The 22,841-nt window shown below is 72.4% G+C and carries 17 protein-coding genes, 1 tRNA gene, 1 other RNA gene, 1 pseudogene and 1 riboswitch; of the genes and pseudogenes, 4 read left to right on the forward strand and 16 right to left on the reverse strand.

Features of this window, described 5'->3' with window-relative positions; all coding sequences use genetic code 11:
• Positions 1 to 317: 317 nt before the first annotated feature.
• Positions 318 to 1,658: a polysaccharide deacetylase family protein gene (locus ACZ52R_RS18525; protein ID WP_465753747.1), complete on the forward strand. Its 1,341-nt coding sequence runs from the start codon at positions 318 to 320 to the stop codon at positions 1,656 to 1,658.
• A 3-nt stretch (positions 1,659 to 1,661) separates the two neighbouring features.
• On the opposite strand, the gene ACZ52R_RS18530 is transcribed toward ACZ52R_RS18525, so the two are convergent.
• Together ACZ52R_RS18530 and ACZ52R_RS18535 are read right to left on the reverse strand one after the other, a co-directional pair.
• On the reverse strand, positions 1,662 to 3,101 hold the full coding sequence (locus tag ACZ52R_RS18530) for an MFS transporter (protein ID WP_465620347.1): 1,440 nt from the start codon (positions 3,099 to 3,101) through the stop codon (positions 1,662 to 1,664).
• Between the two features lie 93 nt (positions 3,102 to 3,194).
• A complete protein-coding gene (locus tag ACZ52R_RS18535) occupies positions 3,195 to 3,509 on the reverse strand; it encodes a DMT family transporter (protein WP_360496791.1) in 315 nt (104 codons plus the stop codon).
• 43 nt (positions 3,510 to 3,552) lie between these two features.
• Positions 3,553 to 3,618: riboswitch (guanidine-III (ykkC-III) riboswitch) on the reverse strand.
• 85 nt (positions 3,619 to 3,703) lie between these two features.
• Between ACZ52R_RS18535 and ACZ52R_RS18540 the strand changes: the two genes are divergently transcribed.
• Positions 3,704 to 3,775 (forward strand) — tRNA-Cys (locus tag ACZ52R_RS18540).
• A 68-nt stretch (positions 3,776 to 3,843) separates the two neighbouring features.
• Here the strand turns inward: ACZ52R_RS18540 and ACZ52R_RS18545 are convergent.
• The 6 genes and pseudogenes from ACZ52R_RS18545 to ACZ52R_RS18570 form a co-directional block, all read right to left on the reverse strand.
• Complete coding sequence (locus tag ACZ52R_RS18545) at positions 3,844 to 6,171, reverse strand: xanthine dehydrogenase family protein molybdopterin-binding subunit (RefSeq protein WP_360496789.1); 2,328 nt, start codon at positions 6,169 to 6,171, stop codon at positions 3,844 to 3,846.
• Between the two features lie 683 nt (positions 6,172 to 6,854).
• Positions 6,855 to 7,361, reverse strand: a pseudogene (locus ACZ52R_RS18550) ((2Fe-2S)-binding protein); the annotation flags it as partial.
• Between the two features lie 71 nt (positions 7,362 to 7,432).
• Positions 7,433 to 8,299, reverse strand: a complete 867-nt coding sequence (locus tag ACZ52R_RS18555; RefSeq protein ID WP_360497233.1) for an FAD binding domain-containing protein — start codon at positions 8,297 to 8,299, stop codon at positions 7,433 to 7,435.
• 298 nt (positions 8,300 to 8,597) lie between these two features.
• Positions 8,598 to 10,319, reverse strand: coding sequence for a beta-N-acetylhexosaminidase (locus ACZ52R_RS18560; RefSeq protein WP_465620345.1), 1,722 nt, complete (start codon positions 10,317 to 10,319; stop codon positions 8,598 to 8,600).
• An 87-nt stretch (positions 10,320 to 10,406) separates the two neighbouring features.
• On the reverse strand, positions 10,407 to 10,691 hold the full coding sequence (locus tag ACZ52R_RS18565; RefSeq protein WP_188304149.1) for a DUF3039 domain-containing protein: 285 nt from the start codon (positions 10,689 to 10,691) through the stop codon (positions 10,407 to 10,409).
• A gap of 61 nt (positions 10,692 to 10,752) precedes the next feature.
• Entirely contained in the window at positions 10,753 to 11,337 is a 585-nt protein-coding gene (locus ACZ52R_RS18570) for a YqgE/AlgH family protein (RefSeq protein ID WP_360496783.1), read from the reverse strand.
• A gap of 299 nt (positions 11,338 to 11,636) precedes the next feature.
• On the opposite strand from ACZ52R_RS18570, the gene murA reads away from it, so the two are divergent.
• Complete coding sequence (murA, locus tag ACZ52R_RS18575) at positions 11,637 to 12,977, forward strand: UDP-N-acetylglucosamine 1-carboxyvinyltransferase (RefSeq protein ID WP_360496780.1); 1,341 nt, start codon at positions 11,637 to 11,639, stop codon at positions 12,975 to 12,977.
• A gap of 77 nt (positions 12,978 to 13,054) precedes the next feature.
• On the opposite strand, the gene ACZ52R_RS18580 is transcribed toward murA, so the two are convergent.
• The 8 genes from ACZ52R_RS18580 to ftsE form a co-directional block, all read right to left on the reverse strand.
• Entirely contained in the window at positions 13,055 to 13,339 is a 285-nt protein-coding gene (locus ACZ52R_RS18580) for an HU family DNA-binding protein (protein WP_030242980.1), read from the reverse strand.
• A gap of 508 nt (positions 13,340 to 13,847) precedes the next feature.
• Positions 13,848 to 15,320 (reverse strand): NAD-dependent malic enzyme, encoded by a 1,473-nt coding sequence (locus tag ACZ52R_RS18585; RefSeq protein ID WP_360496777.1) that lies wholly within the window; start codon positions 15,318 to 15,320, stop codon positions 13,848 to 13,850.
• 426 nt (positions 15,321 to 15,746) lie between these two features.
• Positions 15,747 to 18,050 (reverse strand): HelD family protein, encoded by a 2,304-nt coding sequence (locus ACZ52R_RS18590; RefSeq protein ID WP_465620342.1) that lies wholly within the window; start codon positions 18,048 to 18,050, stop codon positions 15,747 to 15,749.
• 151 nt (positions 18,051 to 18,201) lie between these two features.
• Positions 18,202 to 18,584: a transfer-messenger RNA gene (gene ssrA / locus ACZ52R_RS18595) on the reverse strand.
• Positions 18,585 to 18,698: 114 nt separating this feature from the next.
• Complete coding sequence (gene smpB / locus ACZ52R_RS18600) at positions 18,699 to 19,175, reverse strand: SsrA-binding protein SmpB (RefSeq protein WP_350521768.1); 477 nt, start codon at positions 19,173 to 19,175, stop codon at positions 18,699 to 18,701.
• A 44-nt stretch (positions 19,176 to 19,219) separates the two neighbouring features.
• Positions 19,220 to 20,359, reverse strand: a complete 1,140-nt coding sequence (locus ACZ52R_RS18605; protein WP_465753748.1) for a S41 family peptidase — start codon at positions 20,357 to 20,359, stop codon at positions 19,220 to 19,222.
• A gap of 113 nt (positions 20,360 to 20,472) precedes the next feature.
• Positions 20,473 to 21,384: a permease-like cell division protein FtsX gene (gene ftsX, locus ACZ52R_RS18610; protein ID WP_360496768.1), complete on the reverse strand. Its 912-nt coding sequence runs from the start codon at positions 21,382 to 21,384 to the stop codon at positions 20,473 to 20,475.
• A gap of 80 nt (positions 21,385 to 21,464) precedes the next feature.
• A complete protein-coding gene (gene ftsE, locus ACZ52R_RS18615; RefSeq protein WP_030059730.1) occupies positions 21,465 to 22,154 on the reverse strand; it encodes a cell division ATP-binding protein FtsE in 690 nt (229 codons plus the stop codon).
• 350 nt (positions 22,155 to 22,504) lie between these two features.
• On the opposite strand from ftsE, the gene ACZ52R_RS18620 reads away from it, so the two are divergent.
• The gene (locus tag ACZ52R_RS18620; RefSeq protein ID WP_465620338.1) at positions 22,505 to 22,699 is read left to right on the forward strand and encodes a hypothetical protein; all 195 of its coding nucleotides are present in this window, start codon (positions 22,505 to 22,507) and stop codon (positions 22,697 to 22,699) included.
• The last annotated feature ends 142 nt before the right edge of the window (positions 22,700 to 22,841 follow it).

A 22,841-nucleotide genomic window follows, 5' to 3' on the forward strand; every position in this document is an offset into this window, starting at 1 on the left:
CGATGGTCATACTGACACCCGCCGATCGGCAGGGCTGCCGGCCGCTTTCCTGCCCGACGTGCGCGGCCGGTCGCGGAGCGCGACGAATACCTCCCGCCGGCGATCACTGCGGGCACCGCGCCCGACACGAGCCAGCGACGGTTCTACGGCCGCGATCGGTTGCGGCGTTCGGGCGATCGGTTACGACCATCCGCTGCGCCTCTTCGACCACTTCCGCCCGCATGCCATGCTGACGCGGTTACGGGTTCGATCCCCCGGATGTCAGATCGGACCCCGCACTCCCGCACGCTGCCGACCGCCTCACGAACGGAGTGACCATGGACGCTCTCTCCCGCCGCACCCTGCTGGCGGCCGGCGCCGCCACCGCCGCCACCCTGGCGGCCGGCTGCGGCAGCAACCACGCCGCCGGCGGGGAGCGGGCGACCGGTTCCGCCAAGCCCACCGGTGGCGCGGACGCCGGGCAGAGCGCCACTCCCACCCCGGCCCCGGCCCCCAAGCCGCAGGCCGTCCTGATCGGCGACGGCTCCACCTCCGACACCGGCGTCCAGCCGCGCCAGCCCGTCCCCGAGCGGCTGCAGCCCGGGCAGCGCCCGCCCCAGTTCGTGGTCTTCTCCTGGGACGGCGCCGGCGAGCTCGACAACGGCCTGTTCGCCCGCTTCCGCCGGCTGGCCCAGGATCACGACGCGAAGATGACCTTCTTCCTCAGCGGCCTCTACCTGCTGCCCGAGTCCAAGAAGGACCTCTACCGCCCGCCGCAGCACAAGGTCGGCGCCTCCGACATCGGCTACCTCAGCGACCGGCACATCCGCGACACCCTGGAGAACGTGCACGCGGCCTGGCTGGAGGGCCACGAGATCGGCACCCACTTCAACGGCCACTTCTGCGGCGCCACCGGCGTCGGCAAGTGGTCCCCGGAGGAGTGGGACAGCGAGATCCAGCAGGCGATGGACTTCGTGACGAACTGGCGCACCAACACCGGCTTCACCGACCTGCCCGCGCTGCCCTTCGACTACCGCAAGGAGCTGATCGGCAGCCGCACCCCCTGCCTGGAGGGCCAGCGCAACCTGCTGCCCACCGCGGTCAAGCGCGGCTGGCGCTACGACAGCAGCGGCAACGGCACCCAGGTGTGGCCGCAGAAGATCCAGGGCGGCGCGCTGTGGGACCTCCCGCTGCAGTCCATCCCCTTCCCCGGGCACACCTTCCAGGTGCTCTCGATGGACTACAACATCATGTACAACCAGTGCGGCCCCAACACCAAGGCCGACCCGGCGCTCCACCCGGGCTTCCAGGCCCAGGCCCGCGACGCCTACCTGATGGGCTTCGACCGCACCTACAACGGCAACCGGGCGCCGTACATCATCGGCAACCACTTCGAGGAGTGGAACGGCGGCATCTACATGAACGCCGTCGAGGACGTCCTCAAGACCGTCGCGGGCAAGTCGGAGGTCCGGCTGGTCTCCTTCCGCCAGCTGGTCGACTGGCTGGACGCCCAGGACCCGGCGGTGCTGCGCAAGCTGCAGACCCTCGCCCCGGGCCAGTCCCCGACGGGCGGCTGGGAGGCCTTCCTCGGCACCCCGGCGGCGGCGCCCGTCCCCTCCTCCGCCGGCACCGCCACCACCGCCACCACAGCCACCACAGCCACCACAGCCGCCGGCTGACCGTCAGGACCGGGTACGGACCCGGCCGGAGAGCAGCGCTCCCAGCAGGGCGACCCCGGCCATCACCAGCAGGATCACCGCAAAGGCGCCGGGCGAGCCGGCGCCTTCGGCCTGTCCGTGGCCGGCCGCCAGGGCTCCGCCGCCCAGCGCCGCGAACAGCACCCCGGCCAGGCCCGTGAGCAGCACATTGCCCAGCGCGTCGCTCATCTGCAGCGCGGCCGAGTTCGCCCCGGCGTCCTCCGGCGCGGACAGCTTCATCATCAGCACGCTGACGCTCGCGATGGCCAGTCCCATCCCGACGCCGCCGATCCCCCAGGCCACCGCCGCCACCCAGGCCGGCACCCCCGGGACCAGCACCAGCGCGGCGCCCGCGATCGCCGCCGCGGTCAGCACGAAGCCGCCCCGGATCATCGCCTCGCGGTAGCGCTCGGCCCCCGGCCGGCCCTGCAGCCAGGAACCCAGCGCCCAGGAGAGCCCGCCGCTGGTCAGGGTGAGCCCGGCCAGCGTCGGCGACAGGCCGCGCTGGGTGGTCATCATCAGCGGGATGAAGGCCTCGGCCGCGAAGAACGCCCCCGCGGCCACCCCGCGCAGCAGGATCACCGTCGGCAGCCCACGCCCCGCCCGCAGGGTCCGCTTCGGCAGCAGCCCCAGGACGGCCGGCGCCAGCAGCGCCGCCCCGGCGATCCCGGGAAGCAGCCCGATCAGGTCGCGGCGCTGGCCCGCGTACTGCAGCAGCCCGGCACCGAGCGCCGCCATCGCGGCCAGCACGGTGCGGCGGCGGTCGAAGTCCGCGCCCTTGGCCACCGGGTGCTCCCGCTCGGAGCGGGCCAGCGCCGGGCCCATCACGGCCAGCGGCAGCAGGATCAGCACCGGCACGGCCAGGAACACCCAGCGCCAGCCGAGGTGCTGGGTGACCGCCCCGGCGACCAGCGGGCCCACGATCGAGGGCAGCACCCAGGCCGAGGAGAAGGCCGCGAACACCGACGGCCGCAGCCGCTCCGGATAGGCCCGGCCGACCACCACGTACAGCGCGACGATCACCAGCCCGCCGCCGAGGCCCTGGATCGCCCGGCCGGCCACGAACACCCACATCCCGGGCGCCGTCCCGGCCACCAGCAGGCCGACGCCGAACACCCCGATCCCGGTGAACAGCGGCTGCAGCGGCCCGCGCCGGTCGCACCACTGGCCGGAGACGACCAGGGCGAACAGCGTGGTGGTGAAGTAGCCGGAGAAGGCGAAGGCGTACAGCCCGAGGCCGTGCAGTTGGCGGGCCGCCGTCGGCATCGCGGTGTTGACGGCCGTCGCCTCGAAGGCGATCACCAGGACCACCGAGACGATCCCCAGCGTCAGCGCGCGGTAGCGGCCGCTGAGCACCCCGCCGCCGGGGTCGTCGTCGAGGGGTATCGGTACGGGGTCGACCGAGGTGGGGGAGGCAGTGGTCATACGTGACATCGTAAGAGCCGTCCGCCGCGATGACCCCTGACCAGAGTCGGTGACCGACTGGTCCCGTGGGCCTAGGTCCCCGTCGGTGCCACGTCAGTGCAGCACCTTGAGGCCGACCACGCCGGAGACGATCAGCAGCAGGCAGGCGATCCGGGCCATGGTCACCGCGTCCCCCAGGGCGGCCATCCCGTAGAGCGCGGTGCCGACCGCGCCGATGCCGACCCAGACCGCGTACCCGGTGCCGATCGGAATGGTGCGCATCGCGTACGCCAGGCCGCCCATGCTGAACAGCAGCGCGACGCCGAAGACGAGGGTGGGAACGAGGCGGGAGAAGCCCTTGGACGATTCCAGGGCGACCGCCCAGACGGTCTCCAGGAGACCCGAGACGATCAGAACGAGCCAGGCCACGACGGTGCACCTCCGCAGTCCACAGCGGCCGGATTGCCGCTGAACTGCGCCGTCTTGTCGTCACCGGGTACGACGCGCTCGTCCGGGGTGGCGTGAATAACGCCACCGCTCTTCGACCGTAGCACACATTGCCATACAGAATTTACAAAACTTCGTTGACCCTCCTCCCCCGGATCCGCCACCATGAATTCACTGGCCGTGTGCCCGAGTGGCTGAGGGGACCGTCTGCAAAGCGGTGTACGCGGGTTCAATTCCCGCCACGGCCTCGATGAAAAAGGAATTGCCGGTCGACCCGGAAAAGTCGACCGGCAATTCCTTTTGCGCATTTCCCCACTCAGGCCGTGACGGCGTCCTCCGGCCGGATCGGCAGCCGGCCGACCGGCAGGGCCGTGGCGGCGCGGACGGCCGCGGCGACGGCCGCCGGGGCGACCACCGCGGGGGCCGCGCCGACCGCCTTGGCACCGAAGGGGGCGACCACGTCGCGCTCCTCCAGCAGCGCGGCGATCCGCACCTGCGGGGTGTCCAGCGCGGTGGGCAGCCGGTAGCCCGTGAGCGAGGGGTTCTGCAGCACGCCGCCCTCGGTGCGCAGGTCCTCCAGCAGTGCCAGGCCGACGCCCTGGGCCACGCCCGCCTCGATCCGGTCCTCGATCTGCCGCGGGTTCAGCGCCCGGCCGACGTCCTGGGCGACCGTCATCTCGACCACCCGCACGGCGCCCAGCTCGATGTCCACATCCACCACCGCGCGCATCGCGCAGAACGAGATGGAGACGAAGGCGTCGCCCTGCCCGGCCTCGTCCAGCGGCTCGGTGGGGTGCGGGCGGCACTGCGCGGTGGCCCAGAGCTCCTTGCCCTCCAGCGCCTCGGCGACCGGCATGCCGAGCACCCCGTCGTACGAGGTGATCTTGCCGTCGGCGATCTGCAGCAGCTCCGCCGACATCCCGAAGTTGGCCGCGATCGGCTGCAGCAGCTGGTGGCGGACCATCAGCGCGGCCCGCTCGACGGCGCCGCCGGAGACCCAGGTGTGCCGGCCGCGGGCGGAGGGCCCGGCGATCGACTGGTCGCTGTCGGCCGGCGCGATGTAGACCTCGCTGACTCCCAGCACGGTCTGCACGATCTGCCGGGCCAGCGTGGCGAAGCCCTGCCCGGCGTCGACGGCCGCGCAGATCACCGTGGCGTGGTCGCCGCTGACCCGCACGGTCGCGGTGGACACCTCGTCCTCGCCCTCGGCGCCCAGCATGTGCACCATGCCGACGGCGTAGCCGATGCCGCGCCGCACCGCCGCCGGGTCGCCCGCGCCGCCGGGCCCACCCGGCAGCAGCCACTCGGCGTCCGGGTCGTCCACCGGCAGGGCCGGCAGCGGCTCGTCCGCGACGGCATCCAGCAGCGCGCGCACCGGCGCCGGGCAGGTGACCGCCTGCCCGGTGGGCAGCAGGTCGCCGGTGGACATCGCGTTGCGCCGGCGGATCTCCACCGGGTCCACGCCCACCCGGGCGGCCAGCTGGTCCAGCTGCGACTCGTACGCGAAGCAGGCCTGCAGCGCGCCCTCGCCGCGCATCCGCCCGGCCGGCGGGTTGTTGGTGCGCACCGCCCAGGCGTCCACGAAGACGTTGGGGCAGACGTACGGGCCGGCCGAGAAGGCCGCCGCGGCGGCCAGCGCCTCGGCGGAGACGTCCGCGTAGGCGCCGCCGTCCAGCAGGATCTGCGCCTCGACCTTCACCAACGTGCCCTCGGCGTCGGCGTGGTGGCGGTAGCGCAGGAGCGCGGGGTGGCGCGAGGTGTGGGTCTGGAAGGACTCCTCGCGGGTGAGGGTCATCTTCACCGGGCGGCCGGTGCGCAGCGCCAGCAGGGCCAGGGTGACCTGGAAGGAGATGTCCTCGCGGTCGGTGGTGGCGCCGGGCACGCCGGTGACCACCAGCCGGACCCGGTCGGGCTCCAGGCCGAGGCAGGCGGCGGTGCGGTCGCGGTCGCCGTGCGGGTCGGTGGAGGACAGGTGCAGCTCGACGCCGCCGTCCGGGCGCGGCACGGCCAGGCCGGCCTCGGCGCCGAGCGGCGCCGGGTCCTGCCGGCCGACCTGGTAGAGGCCCTCGACGACGATCTCGCCGACCGCCTCGGAGTCCCCGGTGCGCAGCGGCAGGTGGCGGAAGAGGTTGCCGTCCGGGTGCAGCGGCGGCGCGGTGAAGGCCTGCTCGGGGTCGGTCACGGCCTCCAAGGGCTCGTAGTCGACCGTGATCAGACCGACCGCCAGCCGGGCGGTGTCCGGGTGGTCGGCGGCCACCGCGGCGATCGGCTCGCCGTGGTGGCGCACCACGCCGGCGGCCAGCACCGGCCGGTCGGCGACGACCGGGCCGGCCGGGGCGCCGTCGGGGGTGCCGTCCGGGCCGGGCGGCAGGTCGGCGGCGGTGACCACGGCGTGCACGCCGGGCAGCGCGAGCGCGGCCGAGGTGTCGATGCCGCGGATCCGGGCGTGCGGGTGCGGCGAGCGCAGCACCGCGCCCCACAGCAGCCCCTCGGCCCACAGGTCGGCCGCGTACGGGTAGATGCCGAGCGCCTTGGGCAGCGCGTCGCTGCGCAGCGGGGAGCTGCCCAGGCCGAACGGCTCCGGTGCGCCGCCCTCGCCGCCGTCCTGCTGGAGTGCTGCGCCGATGTCGGTAGGCGACGTCATGATGCGTGGTCGTCCTCGGGGAGCCGGATGCCGTGGGCAGGGGTGGCACCGTACGGGACGCCGGCCGGGGCACCGCCCTCGACCGGGGCACCGTGCGGGTGCTGGGCGGCGTACGGGGTGCCGTGCGGCGGCGTGCCGTCGAAGGCGGCGCCGGGCAGCGGGGTGCCGTGCGCGGGGGTCGGCTCGTAGACCGGGGCGTCGTACCCGGTGTCGTAGCCGTTCTGCTGCTGGTGGCCGTCCGGGTAGGGCAGGTAGGTGCCGTGGGCGGGGGTGGTGCCCTGGTACGGCTGCTCGGGGTAGCCCTGCGGCGGGTAGTAGACCTGGTCGCCGGAGGTCTGGGCGGGGATGCCGCCCTGGAGCGGGGCCGGGACGGTGGTGTCGTACACGCCGGTGTCGTAGCCGCCCGACGGGTCGCCGTACGGCGTCGGGGCGTGGGCCTGCTCGACGGGCTGCTGCTCGACGGGCTGCGGCGCGGCCGGGTGGGCCTCGACGTGCTGCGGTTCGAGGTGCTGCGGTTCGAGGTGCTGCGGCTCGACGTGCTGCGGCTCGACCTGCTGGTGGGGGACGTGCTGCTGCGGGACGTGCTCGATCCAGGCGTCGGCGTCGGTGTAGACCGGCAGCTCGACGGCCGGCTCGGGTTCGACGGCCACAGCCGCCTCGGCGGACCGGTCGTCGGCCTCCGGAGCGGGAGCGGCGGCCTCCTCCGCCTCCTCGGCCACCGCCGCGCGGGCCTCCGCGACGGTCTGGACGGCGGCCAGTACGCCCTTGTAGCCGGTGCAGCGGCAGAGGTTGCCGCAGAGCGCCTGCCGGGCCTCGACCTCGGTGGGCCGGTGGTTGCGCTGGAGCAGGTCGTGCACCGCCATCGCCATGCCGGGCGTGCAGTAGCCGCACTGCACGGCGCCGGAGGCGGCCAGCGCCTGCTGGACGTCGCTCGCGCCGCCGGCGGCGGACAGGCCCTCGACGGTGTTGATCTCGCTGTCGGCGGCCAGCGCGGCGGGCACCAGGCAGCCGGCCACCAGCTGGCCGTCCACCTGCACCGAGCAGGCCCCGCACTCACCCTGTTCACAGCCGTCCTTGGCGCCGGCCAGGCCGAGCCGCTCGCGCAGCACGTAGAGCAGGCTCTCGCCGATCCAGGCGTCGGTGACGGGCCGTTCGAAACCGTTGACCCGCAGCGTGTAGGAGGCGCACGGGCGCAGCTCGCGGCTGACCTGCGGGGAGAGGCCGAGCGGGTCGGCGTCGAGGGTCTCGATGGGGTCTGTGGTCACTTCAGCGCCCTTCCCAGTGCCCGTCGGGCCAGCACCGCTACGGTACGCCGCAGCCGAACGGCCGCTGCGGTCGGCCCCTCGGTCACGGCCTCCCAGGCGCCCTCGGCGCCGTAGTTGTCGGGGACGCAGGCGGTGGCCACGTACTCGCCGAAGGCGGCGTTCGCGGCCGGGTCGATCTCCCGGCTGCCGTCCCAGTCGATGCAGCCGGCCACCCAGGCCTCGGCTTCCAGCGGGCGCAGCGGCACCGGGGCGACGGCGCCGACGGCGCAGCGCACCGAGCGCCGGGCCGGGTCGAGGACGAGGGCGACCGAGGCGGTGGCGCGGGCCGGGCCGCTGCGGCCGGTGGCCTTGAGGAAGACCTGCGGGGCGTGCAGCAGCGGGACGCGCACCCAGGTGAGCAGTTCGCCGGGGCGCACCGGGTCGAGGCCGGTGAGCAGGTGACTGACCGGCACCTCGCGGCTGGCGCCGGCCCGGGCGAGGGTGACGGTGGCCTCCAGTGCGGCGAGCACCGGGAGGGTGTCGCCGGCCGGGGCGGCGGTGACGATGTTGCCGCCGAGGGTGCCGACGTTGCGGACCTGCGGCGGGCCGGCGGTGCGGGCGGCGTCGGCGAGCGCGGGGATGAGCGCGGCGAAGTCGGGGCGGTCCATCCGGGCGTGGGTGAGTCCGGCGCCGAGGACGGCGGTGCCGCCGTCCTCGTAGCGCCAGCCGCGCAGTTCGGTGATCCGGCCGAGTCCGACCAGGGCGGCGGGGCGCAGCCGTCCTGCGTTGACGGCTTCCATGAGGTCGGTGGCTCCGGCCACCGGTACCGCGGCCGGGGCGGCGGCCAGCGCGTCGACGGCCTCGTCGAGCGAGGCCGGCAGCATGATCGTCCGGTTCACCTGGGTCCCACCGTGCTCCACTTGCTCATCGATCGCCTGCCGCCCGCGGCCTTGGGCCGTGGTGTCCGCGTCAGCAGCCCGGCCTGGCCCGTAGGGTACGGGCGATCGGGCCGGGTTGGGCAACTCTGGCACACAATGCTCGATGATCACTTCGGGGCCGGTGAACGGGACTGCCCGATTGGGACGGATACCGGGCGGTATCTGCCCCGTCCCTGGCCGGGCCAGGGCAGATGTTCATCAGTTCTTGACGTCCGACGACCACTCAGAAGTTCCCGGAAGGCGATCACCGCACCGGCGGCGGGCCCGCGATCGGCCGGCCGGCCACGCCGGGGCGGCGCTGCCAGGGCAGCGGCCCGTCGGCCGGGCGGTACTCGACGCCGAGCGCGTCCAGCACCTTCAGGTGCGTCGCCAGCCGCCGCTCGAAGCCGGCGAAGTCGCGCTCGGCCGGCCCGGCGGGCAGCTCGGACCAGGCGACCTCGGCGAAGGCGACCAACCGGGGGAAGGCCCGGTAGTCGATGTCCCGGGCGCTGTCCATGAACTCGCTCCACAGGTTGGCCTGGGTGCCGATCACGTGCCGCGCCGCGGCCTCGTCCAGCTGCGCGGGCACCGGCTCGAAGCGGTAGACGTCCTCCAGCGTGCGCACGAAGCCGACCGGGATCGGCTCGTCCGGCCCGTCCGCCTGCCGGTGGTCGAAGTAGACGTGCTGCTCGGGGCACATCACCACGTCGTGCCCGGCCTCCGCGGCGGCGATCCCGCCGCCGAAGCCCCGCCAGGAGGCGACGGCGGCACGGGACCGCCCCCACACCTCCGGGCGCTCGGCACGCGGCGCCGACGGTCTCCCCCAGCCTGGCGGCCGGGAGGTGCCCCCACCCGCCGGCGCTCCCCCCTTCGGCGTGGTGGCAATGGCGAGCCCGCCCTCCAGGATCTCGTCCCAGCCGATCAGCCGGCGGCCGCGCTCGGCCAGCCAGCGGTCGAAGTGCCGGATGAGGTGGCTCTGCAGCTCGTCCTCGTTGGCCAGGCCCAGCTCGCGGATCCGGGCCTGGGCGGCGGCGCTGTCCTTCCACTGCTCCTTGGGGCACTCGTCGCCGCCGAGGTGCACGAACTCGGACGGGAAGAGCTCCAGGACCTCCTCCAGCACCCCCTCGAAGAAGCGCAGGGTCTCCTCGGAGGCGTTGAGCACGTGGTGGCTCACCCCCCAGTCCGTCCAGACGCCGAGCGCGGCGGTGTCCACCACGTCGGTGTTGCCCAACTCGGGGTAGGCGGCGACGGCGGCCTGGGTGTGGCCGGGCAGGTCGATCTCCGGGACGACGGTCACCCCGCGCGCGGCCGCGTACGCGACGATCTCGCGCAGGTCGTCCTGGGTGTAGTAGCCGCCGTGCGGGCGGTCGTCGCGGCGCCCGGCGGACCGGTAGCCGACCATCGAACGCTCCCGCCAGGCGCCGTGCTCGGTCAGCCTCGGGTAGCGCCTGATCTCCACCCGCCAGCCCTGGTCGTCGGTCAGGTGCAGGTGCAGCACGTTGAGCTTGTGCGCGGCCAGCAGGTCGACGAAGCGCAGCACGTCCGACTTGGGCAGGAAGTGCCGGGCAACGTCGAGCAGCGCGCCGCGCCAGCCGAACCGGGGGGCGTCCTCGATGTCGGCGCCGGGCAGCACCCAGCCCTCACGGCGCAGCGGCGACCGCCGGAAGGCGTCCGGCCCGAGCAGCTGCCGCAGGGTCTGCGCCGCCCACAGCGCGCCCGCCGGGCCGCCCGCGGCGAGCAGCGCGTGGCCGGGGCGCACCGTGATCCGGTACGCCTCGGCGGCGAGCGTGCCGTCCCGGACCAGTTCGATGCCCGCGCCCGGCCGGCCCGGGCCGAACGGCAGCCCGGTGGCGGCGGACAGCGTGCCGCGCAGCCAGCGCTCGGCGTCGGCCAGCGCGGGCGGTGCGGTCAGCGTGGTGGCGGCGTCGAGCGGGAAGTCCTCGTCCGGGCGGCGAACGGCGCTCGAAGGAGCGGGAATGAGGTCCATTCCGACATCCTGCCCACGCCCCGAACGATTGGCATAGACCACCTCGGAAACGCGGTGCCATGCAAAACGGCGCCGCGCACCGGCGGGCTACTTGTTGTTGTTGTCGCCGTCGCCGCCCTGCGGCTTGCCGATGCCGTCGTAGATCTCCTTGCACATCGGGCAGACCGGGTACTTCTTCGGGTCGCGCCCGGGCACCCACACCTTGCCGCAGAGCGCCACCACGGGAGACCCGGAGAGCGCGCTCTCCATGATCTTGTCCTTCTGGACGTAGTGCGCGAAACGCTCGTGGTCGCCGTCGCCGTGGGACACCTGTGGGACGGGCTCGACCAGGGTGCCGGTGCCGAGGCCGCGCTCGGGCTCAAGAGTGCTCATGGGTGCCAAGTCTATGGGCGCCCCGGGAAACCGGGCCAGTGTCGCGCGGCGGGCCTGCGGCTCAGTTCATCGTCGGGTCGTCCGGGTAGGTCGCCAGCAGGGCGAGCGGACCGCGCTGGCGGCGCAGCACCGAGCGCCACAGCCGCTCCGGCTCGGGGCTGGAGACGTCCCCCGGCTCGCAGTCCACCAGGTACCAGGCGCCGCTCTCCAGCTCCGCCTCCAGCTGCCCCGGCGACCAGCCGGCGTACCCGGCGAAGATCCGCAGGCTGCCCAGCTCGCCGGCCAGCACCTCGGGCGGCGCCTCCAGGTCCACGAGGCCGATCGCGCCGTGCACCCGCCGCCAGCCCAGCGGCTGGCCGGTGCCGGGCTCCCCCGGCGCCACCGCGAGGCCGAGCGCCGAGTCCAGCGCCACCGGTCCGCCCTGGAACACCACGGCCGGCTGGCCGACGAGTCTGCCCCAGCCGTCCAGCACGCTGCCCACCTCGACCGGCGTCGGCCGGTTGAGGACCACACCGAGCGCCCCCTCGGCGTCGTGGTCGAGGAGGAGCACCACCGCCCGCGCGAAGTTCGGGTCGGTGAGCAGGGGCGTCGCGACGAGCAGACGGCCGGTGTGGGACCGGCCTCCGTGCGAATGGGCCGCCGTCATGCCTCACATGATCCCGCAGAACGGCACCGGTCGGACACCGCAACGCCCGAAACCACGCCACGCCGGACCAACACCCGTACGGCCGCATCGGCGGGCCCCTTACCCCCGGAGAGAGCACCATCACGGGGAGAGGCTCACGGGAACCAACGGCACGCCCACTACCATCTACGTCTGGTGGACGCCTATACGGTGCCGACTCGGTTTCGCCGGGGGCCCGAACGCGCCCGTACGACCGGTCCACCACCGGCTCTCTACCGGAGCCCTTCCCCACTCCTCTGGCACCCCGGATTGCGAGAACGATGACCGACGACGTCCTGCTGGTCCACGGCGGAAACCCGCTCGAAGGCGAGATCCGCGTCCGCGGAGCGAAGAACCTGGTCCCCAAGGCCATGGTCGCCGCCCTCCTCGGCCAGGGCCCCAGCAGACTGCGCAACGTCCCGGACATCCGCGACGTCAAGGTGGTTCGCGGCCTGCTGCAGCTGCACGGCGTGACGGTGCGCGCCGGCGACGAGGACGGCGAGCTGATCCTCGACCCCTCGCACGTCGAGAGCGCCAATGTGGCCGACATCGACGCACACGCCGGCTCCTCGCGGATCCCGATCCTGTTCTGCGGCCCGCTGCTGCACCGCCTCGGCCACGCCTTCATCCCGGGCCTGGGCGGCTGCGACATCGGCGGCCGCCCGGTCGACTTCCACTTCGAGGTGCTGCGCCAGTTCGGCGCCACCATCGAGAAGCACCCGCAGGGCACCTACCTGGTCGCCCAGCAGCGCCTGCGCGGCACCAAGATCGAGCTGCCCTACCCCTCGGTCGGCGCGACCGAGCAGGTGCTGCTCACCGCGGTGCTCGCCGAGGGCGTCACCGAGCTGCGCAACGCGGCCATCGAGCCGGAGATCGTCGACCTGATCTGCGTCCTGCAGAAGATGGGCGCGATCATCACGCTCGGCACCGACCGGACCATCCTGATCACCGGTGTGGACGAGCTGAACGGCTACAACCACCGCGCCCTCCCGGACCGCCTGGAGTCCGCCTCCTGGGCCTGCGCGGCGCTCGCCACCAAGGGCGACATCTACGTCCGCGGCGCCCGCCAGCTGGAGATGATGACCTTCCTCAACACCTTCCGGAAGGTCGGCGGCGCCTTCGAGGTGGACGACGAGGGCATCCGCTTCTGGCACCCGGGCGGCGAGCTCAAGGCGATCGCCCTGGAGACCGACGTGCACCCGGGCTTCCAGACCGACTGGCAGCAGCCGCTGGTCGTCGCGCTGACCCAGGCCACCGGCCTGTCCATCGTCCACGAGACGGTGTACGAGTCGCGGCTCGGCTTCACCGGCGCGCTGAACCAGATGGGCGCGCACATCCAGCTCTACCGCGAGTGCCTGGGCGGCACCCCGTGCCGCTTCGGCGCCCGCAACTTCCTGCACTCCGCGGTCGTCTCCGGCCCGTCCAAGCTGATGGGCTCCGAGCTGGTCATCCCGGACCTGCGCGGCGGCTTCTCGTACCTGATCGCGGCGCTGGCGGCCGAGGGCACCTCGACCGTGCACGGCATCGACCTGATCAACCGCGGCTACGAGAACTTCATGGAGAAGCTGCGCGACCTGGGCGCCCACGTCGAGCTGCCCAGCGAGCAGCTGGTCGACGCCTGATCACCGGCCCGACATACGGCGAGAGGCCGGGCTCCCCCCGCGGGGGGAGCCCGGCCTCCGGCCGTTCAAGGGGTGGCTCAGGCAGCGCCCTTGGCGGCTTCCTTCAGCTTGGAGCCGGCGCTCACCTTGGCGCTGTAGCCCGCGGCGATCTGGATCGGCTCGCCGGTCTGCGGGTTGCGGGCGGTGCGGGCAGCGCGGTGGGTGCGCTCGAAGGTCAGGAAACCGGGGATGGTGACCTTCTCGTCGCCCTTGGCGACGACCTCGCCGACGATCTCGGCGAAGGCGGCCAGAACGGCGTCGGCGTCCTTGCGAGTCACCTCTGCGCGCTCGGACAGCGCGGCCACCAGCTCACTGCGGTTCATGTGTACTCCTGTGGTCTGTTCGCTTGCGGTGTGCGGGGGCCCATCGGTGCTCCCACCGGGGGGCACCCGGATAGGCCGCAGGTCCGCACACTGTGCTCATGCAGGCAATGCGTGGTCGCAGGCCGGGTCCGTACCCGATGCCGCGCGCCCGTGCCTTCGAAGGCCCGCCCGCCTGCCTGGATACGAATCCTGCCCCGACCGGCCCCGAGAAAGCCAATCGGGCCCCGACCGAGGCACCCGAACAACGCCCGCCCGTTGGAGGTGTGACGCTCCGTCGGCTCCGGCGGACCGGGCGCGGACGGCGGTCGGGACGACTCGCCGGAAGACCAGGGGGACGTTCCGTACTTGTCGGACACGCCTGCCCCGTGCAGGGCTACCGTACGCCCTAGGACTGACAAGCCCAAACACGCCCCTCGCCCTTGTGTCGCAAGGGTTCGGGGCGGGCTGGGCGGGTATGACCGCTATTCGCACATTTGAGCGACCAACGGCACGTCCGCCGGTCGGGCCGTCAGAGCTTGACGGTGGGGAAGGCGGAGGTGTCCAGGGTGCCGACGATGCCCGGGGTCGGACGGGCCGGCACGGGGGCCTCCACGGCGTCCGCCAGGGCCGCATCGCGCACGGCGGCGGCGACGGTCTTGGCGACGTCCTTGTGGAAGACGCTCGGGATGATGTAGTTCGCGTTCAGCTCGTCGTCGGCGACGGTGGTGGCCAGCGCCCGGGCGGCGGCGATCATCATCTCGGTGTTGACCGTGCGGCTCTGGGCGTCCAGCAGGCCGCGGAAGACACCCGGGAAGACCAGCACGTTGTTGATCTGGTTCGGGAAGTCGCTGCGGCCGGTGGCGACCACGGCGGCGGTCTGCCGGGCGACGGCCGGCTCGACCTCCGGGTCCGGGTTGGCCAGGGCGAAGACGATCGCGTCCTCGGCCATGGTGGCCAGGTCGTCGCCGTCCAGCACGTTCGGGGCCGAGACGCCGATGAAGACGTCCGCGCCCGCCACGGCCTCCTTGAGGGTGCCGGTGCGGCCCGAGCGGTTGGTGTGCTCGGCGATCCAGCGCAGGCTCTCGTTGAGGTCCTCGCGGCCCTGGTGGACCACGCCGCGCACGTCCGCCACGGTGGCGTGCTCGACGCCGGCCGCCATCAGCAGCTTGAGGATCGCGGTGCCGGCGGCGCCCGCGCCCGACATCACCACGCGGATGTCGGCGATCTCCTTGCCGACCACCTTCAGCGCGTTGGTGAGGGCGGCCAGCACCACGATCGCGGTGCCGTGCTGGTCGTCGTGGAAGACCGGGATGTCCAGGGCCTCGCGCAGCCGGGCCTCGATCTCGAAGCAGCGCGGCGCGGAGATGTCCTCCAGGTTGATCCCCGCGAAGCCCGGGGCGATCGCCTTGACGATGGCGACGATCTCGTCGGTGTCCTGGGTGTCCAGGCAGATCGGCCAGGCGTCGATACCGGCGAAGCGCTTGAAGAGGGCCGCCTTGCCCTCCATGACCGGCAGCGCGGCCTCCGGGCCGATGTTGCCCAGGCCCAGCACCGCCGAGCCGTCGGTGACCACGGCGACGCTGTTGCGCTTGATGGTGAGGCGACGGGCGTCCTCGGGGTTCTCCGCGATCGCCATGCAGACCCGGGCGACACCCGGGGTGTAGATCATGCTGAGGTCGTCACGGTTGCGGATCGGCAGCTTGGACGACATCTCGATCTTGCCGCCGAGGTGCATCAGGAAGGTGCGGTCCGAGACCTTGCCGATCGCCACGCCGTCGATCGCCCGCAGCTTCTCGACGATCTCCTCGCCGTGCGCGACCGAGGAGGCCGCCACCGTGACGTCGATCCGCAGCGCCTCCAGGCCGGAGGCGGTGACGTCGAGACCGGTCACCGACCCGCCGGAGGACTCCACGGCCGTGGTGATCGCACTGACGGCGTTGCCCCGGGCCGGGACCTCCAGCCGTACCGTGATCGAGTTGGAGACACTGGGCACCGTCGCCATCGACGCTTCCTTCTTCCGTCTGTCCCGCAGGCTCAACATTTTGTTGAAGGCATCGCCCGCGCATGCTAGACCTCGATCGTCGCACCTTCCAAGGGGTAGCCAGAAATAACGTTCATTGAGTGTGCGGATCCGACAATCCCGGCCGGCTTCCGCCGACCTCCCCGCGACCTCCCCGCGCCTACTCCTTGCCTCTCCGGGCCGATGCGTTACATTGGACAGGCACCGGCTCGATCCAAGCCCCCGGGCCCAACCTTCGTCCCTTCGAGGGACCACTTGCCGCGAGGCGAGCATGGCGGGTCGGTGTACTAAACGTCTGAAGGCCCCTCACCAGCCGGTGAGGGGCCTTCTTCCGTAGGTCCTGCGGGTCCTGCGGGTCCTGCGGGTCCCGCGGGTCCCGTGTGGTTCCCGCGGGTCCCGTACGGTCCGTCAGCCGTGCAGCAGCGCGGGCACGCCGGCCGCGTCCGGCAGGTCGTCCGGGCCGGACAGCACGGTCAGCCGCTGGGTCGCCCGGGTCAGCGCGACGTACAGCACCCGCAGGCCGGCCTCCGACTCGCCCGCGATGCCGGTCGGGTCCGCCACCACGGTCGCGTCGTACTCCAGGCCCTTGGCCTCCAGGCTGCCCAGCACCACCGCGCGCTCGCCCAGGCCCTCGGCCCACCCGGCCGCCTCGGCCCGGCGGTCCATCGGCACCACGATCGCCACGGTGCCGCCCACCTCGGCCAGCAGCTGCTCCAGCTCCGCCCGGGCGGCCTTGCCGAAGGCCTCCGGCGAGGGGTCGGTGACGGCCGCGAAGCGCGGCTCCACGCCGACGTGGCGCACCGCGCTCGGCGAGGGCGTGCCCGGCGCCGCCAGCGCCAGCACCTTGGCCGCGACCTCGGCGATCTCGGCCGGGTTGCGGTAGTTCACGGTCAGCGTGAAGCGGCGCCGGGGCTTGCCGGCCAGCACCTCGTCCAGCGCGGCCTGGGCCTCCTGCGGGAACGGCCAGGAGGACTGCGCCGGGTCGCCGACGATCGTCCAGGTGGCCATCCGGGCCCGGCGGCCGATCATCCGCCACTGCATCGGGGTGAGGTCCTGGGCCTCGTCCACGATGATGTGGGCGTACTCCGTGCGCTCCACCGGCTGGCGCTCGCGCTGACGGGTGCTGCGGTCGGCGAAGGTGGTGACCTCCTCCAGGCCGGTCAGCAGGTCCATCGCGTTCACCTCGCGGACCTTCGGCCGGGCCGGCTCGCCGAGCAGCACCTGGAGCTCGTCCACCAGCGCGACGTCGTGCGCGGACAGCGCGCCCTCGCCCGCCGGGGACAGGTGGCGCCAGGAGGCGGCCAGCAGCCGCGCCTCGTCCGGGGTGACGGCGCGGCGGGCGATCCGGTTGGTGTGGCGGTGCTGCTTGAGCGTGGCCAGCACCCGGCGCGGGGTCAGGGCGGGCCACCAGGCGTCCAGGAAGTCCAGGAACGGCGCCTCGTCCGAGACGTACTCGTCGAAGCTCTCCTTCTCCTCCTGGCGCTGCTCCCGGCCGTAGTGGTCGGTGGGCTTCGGCAGGTGCTTGACGACCTCCTGCCACAGGGCGTCCAGGAGCAGCCGGCGGGCGCGCGGGCGCAGCAGGTTCAGCGGGGTGCCGCCGGAGCCCACCACGTTGCCGCGGACGGCCCGCAGCCGGCCCGCGTCCAGCTTCAGCACCTCGCCGCGGGCGACCACCTTCAGCTCCTGCGGCGCGCCCAGCTCCAGCGCCCCGCGGGCGGCCCGGCGCAGCAGCTGCGTCATCCGGGCCGAACCCTTGATCCGGGCCACCTCGGGGGTGTCGTAGGTGCCCGCCTCGATGCCGTCCACCAGCGAGCCGACGGCCCGGATGGCGACCTGGCCCTCCTCGCCGAGCGCGGGCAGCACGCCCTCGGTGTACGAGACCAGCAGCGGGGTCGGCGAGACCACCAGGATGCCCCCGGCGTAGCGGCGGCGGTCCTGGTAGAGCAGGTACGCGGCGCGGTGCAGGGCGACGGCGGTCTTGCCGGTGCCCGGGCCGCCGGTGACCAGGGTGGCGCCCGCGGCGGCGGCGCGGATCACCTCGTCCTGCTCCTTCTGGATCGAGGAGACGATGTCGCGCATCGAGTGGCTGCGGGCGCGGCCCAGCGAGGCCATCAGCGCGCCGTCGCCGACCACGGCCAGTTCCTCGCCGTCCAGGGTCGGGGTGAGGTCGGGGCGCAGCAGGTCGTCCTCGACGCCGATCACCTTGCGGCCCTTGGAGCGGATCACCCTGCGGCGGATGACCCGGCCGGGCTCGACCGGGGTGGAGCGGTAGAACGGGGCGGCGGCGGGCGCGCGCCAGTCGATCACCAGCGGGCCGTACTCGGCGTCCAGGACGCCCAGGCGGCCGATGTGGAGGGTCTCGGCGACGGCCGGGTCGGCCGGGTCGAGCGGGGTGTTCGAAGGAATGCCGTGCTCCTCCGGGGCGTCCGCCCGCTGGAGGTCGATCCGGCCGAAGAGGAAGTCCTCGAACTCGTTGTTGAGCCGCTGGAGGTGCGCGCCGGCCCGGTAGACCTGGGCGTCGCGCTCGGCGAGCGCGCCGGGGGTGCCGACCTGGACCCGCTTGGCGGCGTCCTCCAGGATGTACTCGGCTTCGGCGAGCTTCTCCTCCAACCGGTGGTAGACGGTGTCGAGGTGCTGCTGCTCACCGGCGATCTCGCGAGCGCGGACGGTCTCGTGATCGGCGGTGGGGGTGGTGTCCGTGTTGCTCTGCATGGCCTCGGTGGTAGCGACGGAATCCGGCTCCGGAAAACGAGCGGACGGATGATCCTACGCCGCGACCCCCGGGCCGCGCTGCTCCGGAACGTACAAAATTCGAAGGCCGCCCACCGCGGAGCGGTGGGCGGCCTTCGGTATGAACATGGGGTGGTGGAGATGCCGGGAATCGAACCCGGGTCCAGTGGAGTTAATTCAGGGCTTCTCCGAGCGCAGTCCGCTGTGCTTTTCTCGGCCCTGGCAGTCACACGGACAAGCCGCCAACAGGCCCAGCTGCTGTTTGATTTCCCATCCACCCTCGCAGCCCGGGCGGACGGTTGAGTTCCCTAGATTATGCCAGGGTCCGGGTCGGGAACTCCCCGGTCTGACACCCAAGCGCTATCGGTGCTTAATTAGGCAGCGAGAGCGAACTGCTGGGAATCGCGCTTAGAGTTGGCGATTATTTTTTTGCGACACGTGGTTTACGAGATCATTGCCGCGTTCCTCGGCTCGCTTCCCCTGTTTCAACATCCCCTGTCGAAACCGATCATCCCCATGTTTTTTTGAGAAACAGCTCGGACGATGACCGTCCGTGTTGCTTGCGCCATAGTACGCGAGGCGACGGGCGAGGGTCCAGCGGATTAACCCTGGCGTCCCAACCCTGGCGTCCTAACCCTGGCGTCGCCGGGCGGCCGCCACGGCGCGGGCCGTCTCGCGGGTGTCCTGCTTCTCGCGCAGCGTCTGGCGCTTGTCGTACAGCTTCTTGCCGACGGCGAGCGCGAGCTCCAGCTTGACCCTGCCGTCCTTGAAGTACAGCGAGAGCGGGATCAGGGTGTGGCCCGCGTCGCGGACCTTGGTCTCGATCTTGCGGATCTCCAGCTTGTGCAGCAGCAGCTTGCGCTTGCGCCGGGCCGCGTGGTTGGTCCACGTCCCCTGGGTGTACTCGGGGATGAAGACGTTGTCGATCCAGGCCTCGTGGTTCTGGATGTAGGCGTAGCCGTCGACGAGGTTGGCCCGCCCCTCGCGCAGCGACTTGACCTCGGTGCCGGTGAGCACGAGGCCGCACTCGTAGGTGTCGAGGATCATGTACTCGTGTCGCGCCTTCTTGTTCTGCGCGATCAGCTTGTGTCCGGTTTCCTTTGCCATAACGCGGTCATTCTCGCACTTCGGGGCCGGATCGGGCAGCTGCTTTAGGCGCGGGTGCCGAGCCCCGCGAGGACGCGCAGGGCGAGCGCGTCGGCGTCCTCGCCGGTGGTCGCCGGGACGTCGGGGGCGAGGCCGGTGCCGTCCGGGGAGCGGCCGGCCGGGGTGAAGTAGCGGCCGACGGTCATCTCCAGCACCGCGCCGTCGGCGAGCCGGCTGGGCTGCTGCACGGTGCCCTTGCCGAAGGTCCGTGTGCCCACCACCACGGCGCGGCTGCGGTCCTGCAGGGCGCCGGCGAGCAGTTCGGCGGCGCTCATCGTGCCGCCGTCCACCAGCACCACCAGCGGGGTGCGCTGGTCGCCGCCGCGCGGGGCGGTCAACTCCCGGGTCTCGCCGCGCTCCTGGTAGGAGCCGACCGGGCCGCCGTCCAGGAAGATCCCGGCGGTGTCGGCCGCCTCGTCGACCAACCCGCCGGAGTTGCCGCGCAGATCGAGCACCACGCCGGTGTGCGGGGCCCGCAGCGCGGCGCGCACCCGATCGGCCACGCCGCTGGTGAAGGCCCGTACGGTGATCCGCAGGACGCCTTTGTCCAGACGCTCCGCGGCGACCTGCTCGCTGTCCAGCAGCGCGCGCCGCAGCCGCAGTTCGCGCACCGCGCCCTCGCCGCGCCGGACCTCCAGGGTGACCTCGGAGCCGGCCCTGCGCTCGTCGCCCCGGCCGCGCAGCCGCGCGACCACCTCGGTGACCGGCAGGTGGTCGGCCTGGTCCGGGCCGACGCTCAGCAGCCGGTCGCCGGGCGCGATCCCGGCCGCGGCGGCCGGGCCGTCGGGCGCGACCTGGGAGACCTCGGTGACGCCGTCCTCGCCGCGGCCGACCGAGAGGCCGACGCCCAGGTACCGGCCGTCCAGGCCCTGGCTGAACTCGGCGTACTCCCGCGCGCTGTAGTACGCGCCCCAGCGGTCGCCGTTGGCCCCGAGCAGGTGCTCGGCCTGCTGCTCGGACAGCGCGGTGCCGGCCGGGTCCGCCGGGAGCCCGCCGCCCGCGGCCCGGACGGCGTCGGCGGACGGGCGGGGCGGCAGGCCGCTCGGGTCGCCCCAGGCTCCGGTGGCGGCACCGACCAGCAGGACGGCGCCGAACACCAGGCTGAGGGCGGCCACCTGACGTGCCCTGCGCGGAGTTTGCAGCATGGCATCGGAGTGTAGACACCGCGTCGCGCGCGACGGGCCGGAACGAGGGAGCGCGGAACGGCGGCGGCCCCGGACGGCGCAGTGCCGTCCGGGGCCGCCGAGGCGTCCGGGGATCAGACCTTGAGGTACTTGCGCAGCGTGAAGAACGCCGCCACACCGGCCATGCCCATACCCACCACGATCAGCAGCGGTATCACCGCGAGCACCGAGCCGAGGCCGATGAAGTGGATGAACTGCACCCGGTCGGCCAGCCAGTTCTGGACGAAGAAGTGCCCGCCGATCAGCAGTCCGGAGGCCATCGCCGCGCCGAGCAGCGCGGAGAACGCGGCCTCGGCGATGAAGGGCATCTGGACGTAGAAGTTGGAGGCACCGACCAGGCGCATGATGCCGGTTTCGCGCCGCCTGCTGTACGCCGACACCCGGACGGTGTTGACGATCAGCAGCAGGGCGACGAAGAGCATCAGCACCATGATCACGAAGGCCGCCGTCTGCAGGCCGTTGAGCAGGCCGAACAGGTTCTCCAGGATCTTCCGCTGGTCCTCGACCGACTTCACGCCGGGTTTGCCGGCGAAGGCGCTCTGGATCACGTCGTACTTGGTCGGGTCGTTCAGCTTGACCCGCCAGGACTGCGGCATGGCGTCCGGGCCCAGGACGGGGATGAGCGGGTTCTCCGGGTTCATCTCCTTCCAGTGCTTGTACGCGTCGGGGGAGCTCTCGTAGGTGGAGGTCTGGACGACCGAGGTCATCTTGTCCAGCTGGTCCTTGATGTCCTGGACCTGCTGGTCGGTGGCCGCGCCCTTGTCGCACTGGGGCGAGTTGCGGGCGTCCGCCTTGGTACAGAAGTAGATGCTCACCTCGACCTTGTCGTACCAGTACCCCTTCATGGAGTTCACCTGGTCGCGGACCAGGAGCGAGGAACCGGCGAGGGCGAGGGAGAGCGCGACACTGACGACGACCGCGATGGTCATCGTCAGGTTGCGTCGGAGACCCACACCGATCTCCGACAGGACGAACTGGGCACGCATGCGGGAAACAACTCCAGGGTCGGTACTGCTCCGGGTCGGGCGATTCGGGCCGGCGGCCCTACGGGGTCAGCGCTGGGGGGTCAGTGCTGGTATCCGTAGACGCCGCGAGCCTGGTCGCGGACGAGCAGCCCCTTGTCGAGCTCGATGACGCGCTTGCGCATCTGGTCGACGATCGCCTGGTCGTGGGTGGCCATCAGCACCGTGGTGCCGGTGCGGTTGATGCGGTCGAGCAGCTTCATGATGCCGACCGAGTTCTGCGGGTCGAGGTTGCCGGTGGGCTCGTCCGCGATCAGCAGCATCGGACGGTTCACGAAGGCGCGGGCGATCGCCACGCGCTGCTGCTCACCACCGGACAGCTCGCCCGGCATGCGGTCCTCCTTGCCGCCCAGGCCGACCAGCTCCAGCACCTCGGGCACCACCTTGTTGATGGCGCTCTTGGGCTTGCCGATCACCTCGAGGGCGAAGGCGACGTTCTGCGCGACCGTCTTGTTGGGGAGCAGACGGAAGTCCTGGAAGACGGTGCCCAGCTGGCGGCGCATGTGCGGCACCTTCCAGTTGGACAGCTTGCCGAGGTCCTTGCCCAGCACGTGCACCGCGCCCGTACTGGGACGCTCCTCGCGCAGGCACAGGCGCAGGAAGGTGGACTTGCCCGAGCCGGACGAACCGACCAGGAAGACGAACTCACCCTTCTCGATCTCCAGCGAGACGTTGTCCAGGGCGGGACGGTTCTGCTTGGGATAGGTCTTGGAGACGTTGTCGAATCTGATCACGGCTGCATCACGGAGGCCATCCTAGGCGGCACCAGTCCTCGGTCGATCCGCCCCGGTCGCCCGGTCCGGGGGCGGGCGAAAGGAGCGCAGAGGGCCGCTCCCGGTCTGGGACCATACGCGAACCGGCAGCCGGCCCGCAGGGGCAGCCCGTGACAGCGCCCGGAATCCGGGAGACAATGTCCGGTTATGCCCCGAATTATGCGAGGCATGTCACAGCCCGGGAGCCGGAACCGCCGGAACCTGGCAGAGTGGGAGACGGCGACCGCGTTCGGCCGCTCCCCCGTACAGGGCAAGAAGTGGAACCAAAGCCCCGTCCGGCGCGTTGGCTGTAGCAGCGAGGAGGAGATCGCATGACCTGCGACCATCTGGTGTGCGCCAACTGCAACGGCCGCGTCAGCGACGGGCGGTGCCCGGTGTGCCGCGCCAACCGGGCCCGGCTGCAGGAGCAGCAGGGGCCGTTCGCCGCGCTCTCCCCCGCCGTGCTGCTGGCCCTCCTGGCCGGGCTGCTCGCGGTGGCACTGATCGCCCGGCAGGCACTGGCCTGAGTCTTTCCGGACGTACGAACCGGACGTACGAAGGGCCCCGACCGCTACGGATGCTGTTGGTTAATCGGTGAGGGCCTGCGTGACGTCGGCCTGTACGACCCCGTTGGGGTTGTGCAGGCCGTTGTCGTGTTCAGGGGTGGGG

The organism is Kitasatospora sp. NPDC034023, assembly GCF_055575795.1.

What these genes read in the sequence shown, in the direction of transcription:
- ACZ52R_RS18525 (WP_465753747.1), top strand. Translation starts at nt 318, where the DNA reads ATGGACGCTCTCTCCCGCCGCACCCTGCTGGCGGCCGGCGCCGCCACC.
- ACZ52R_RS18530 (WP_465620347.1), bottom strand. Translation starts at nt 3,101, where the DNA reads ATGACCACTGCCTCCCCCACCTCGGTCGACCCCGTACCGATACCCCTC.
- ACZ52R_RS18545 (WP_360496789.1), bottom strand. Translation starts at nt 6,171, where the DNA reads ATGACGTCGCCTACCGACATCGGCGCAGCACTCCAGCAGGACGGCGGC.
- ACZ52R_RS18555 (WP_360497233.1), bottom strand. Translation starts at nt 8,299, where the DNA reads ATGCTGCCGGCCTCGCTCGACGAGGCCGTCGACGCGCTGGCCGCCGCC.
- ACZ52R_RS18560 (WP_465620345.1), bottom strand. Translation starts at nt 10,319, where the DNA reads ATGGACCTCATTCCCGCTCCTTCGAGCGCCGTTCGCCGCCCGGACGAG.
- ACZ52R_RS18565 (WP_188304149.1), bottom strand. Translation starts at nt 10,691, where the DNA reads ATGAGCACTCTTGAGCCCGAGCGCGGCCTCGGCACCGGCACCCTGGTC.
- ACZ52R_RS18570 (WP_360496783.1), bottom strand. Translation starts at nt 11,337, where the DNA reads ATGACGGCGGCCCATTCGCACGGAGGCCGGTCCCACACCGGCCGTCTG.
- murA (WP_360496780.1), top strand. Translation starts at nt 11,637, where the DNA reads ATGACCGACGACGTCCTGCTGGTCCACGGCGGAAACCCGCTCGAAGGC.
- ACZ52R_RS18580 (WP_030242980.1), bottom strand. Translation starts at nt 13,339, where the DNA reads ATGAACCGCAGTGAGCTGGTGGCCGCGCTGTCCGAGCGCGCAGAGGTG.
- ACZ52R_RS18585 (WP_360496777.1), bottom strand. Translation starts at nt 15,320, where the DNA reads ATGGCGACGGTGCCCAGTGTCTCCAACTCGATCACGGTACGGCTGGAG.
- ACZ52R_RS18590 (WP_465620342.1), bottom strand. Translation starts at nt 18,050, where the DNA reads ATGCAGAGCAACACGGACACCACCCCCACCGCCGATCACGAGACCGTC.
- smpB (WP_350521768.1), bottom strand. Translation starts at nt 19,175, where the DNA reads ATGGCAAAGGAAACCGGACACAAGCTGATCGCGCAGAACAAGAAGGCG.
- ACZ52R_RS18605 (WP_465753748.1), bottom strand. Translation starts at nt 20,359, where the DNA reads ATGCTGCAAACTCCGCGCAGGGCACGTCAGGTGGCCGCCCTCAGCCTG.
- ftsX (WP_360496768.1), bottom strand. Translation starts at nt 21,384, where the DNA reads ATGCGTGCCCAGTTCGTCCTGTCGGAGATCGGTGTGGGTCTCCGACGC.
- ACZ52R_RS18620 (WP_465620338.1), top strand. Translation starts at nt 22,505, where the DNA reads ATGACCTGCGACCATCTGGTGTGCGCCAACTGCAACGGCCGCGTCAGC.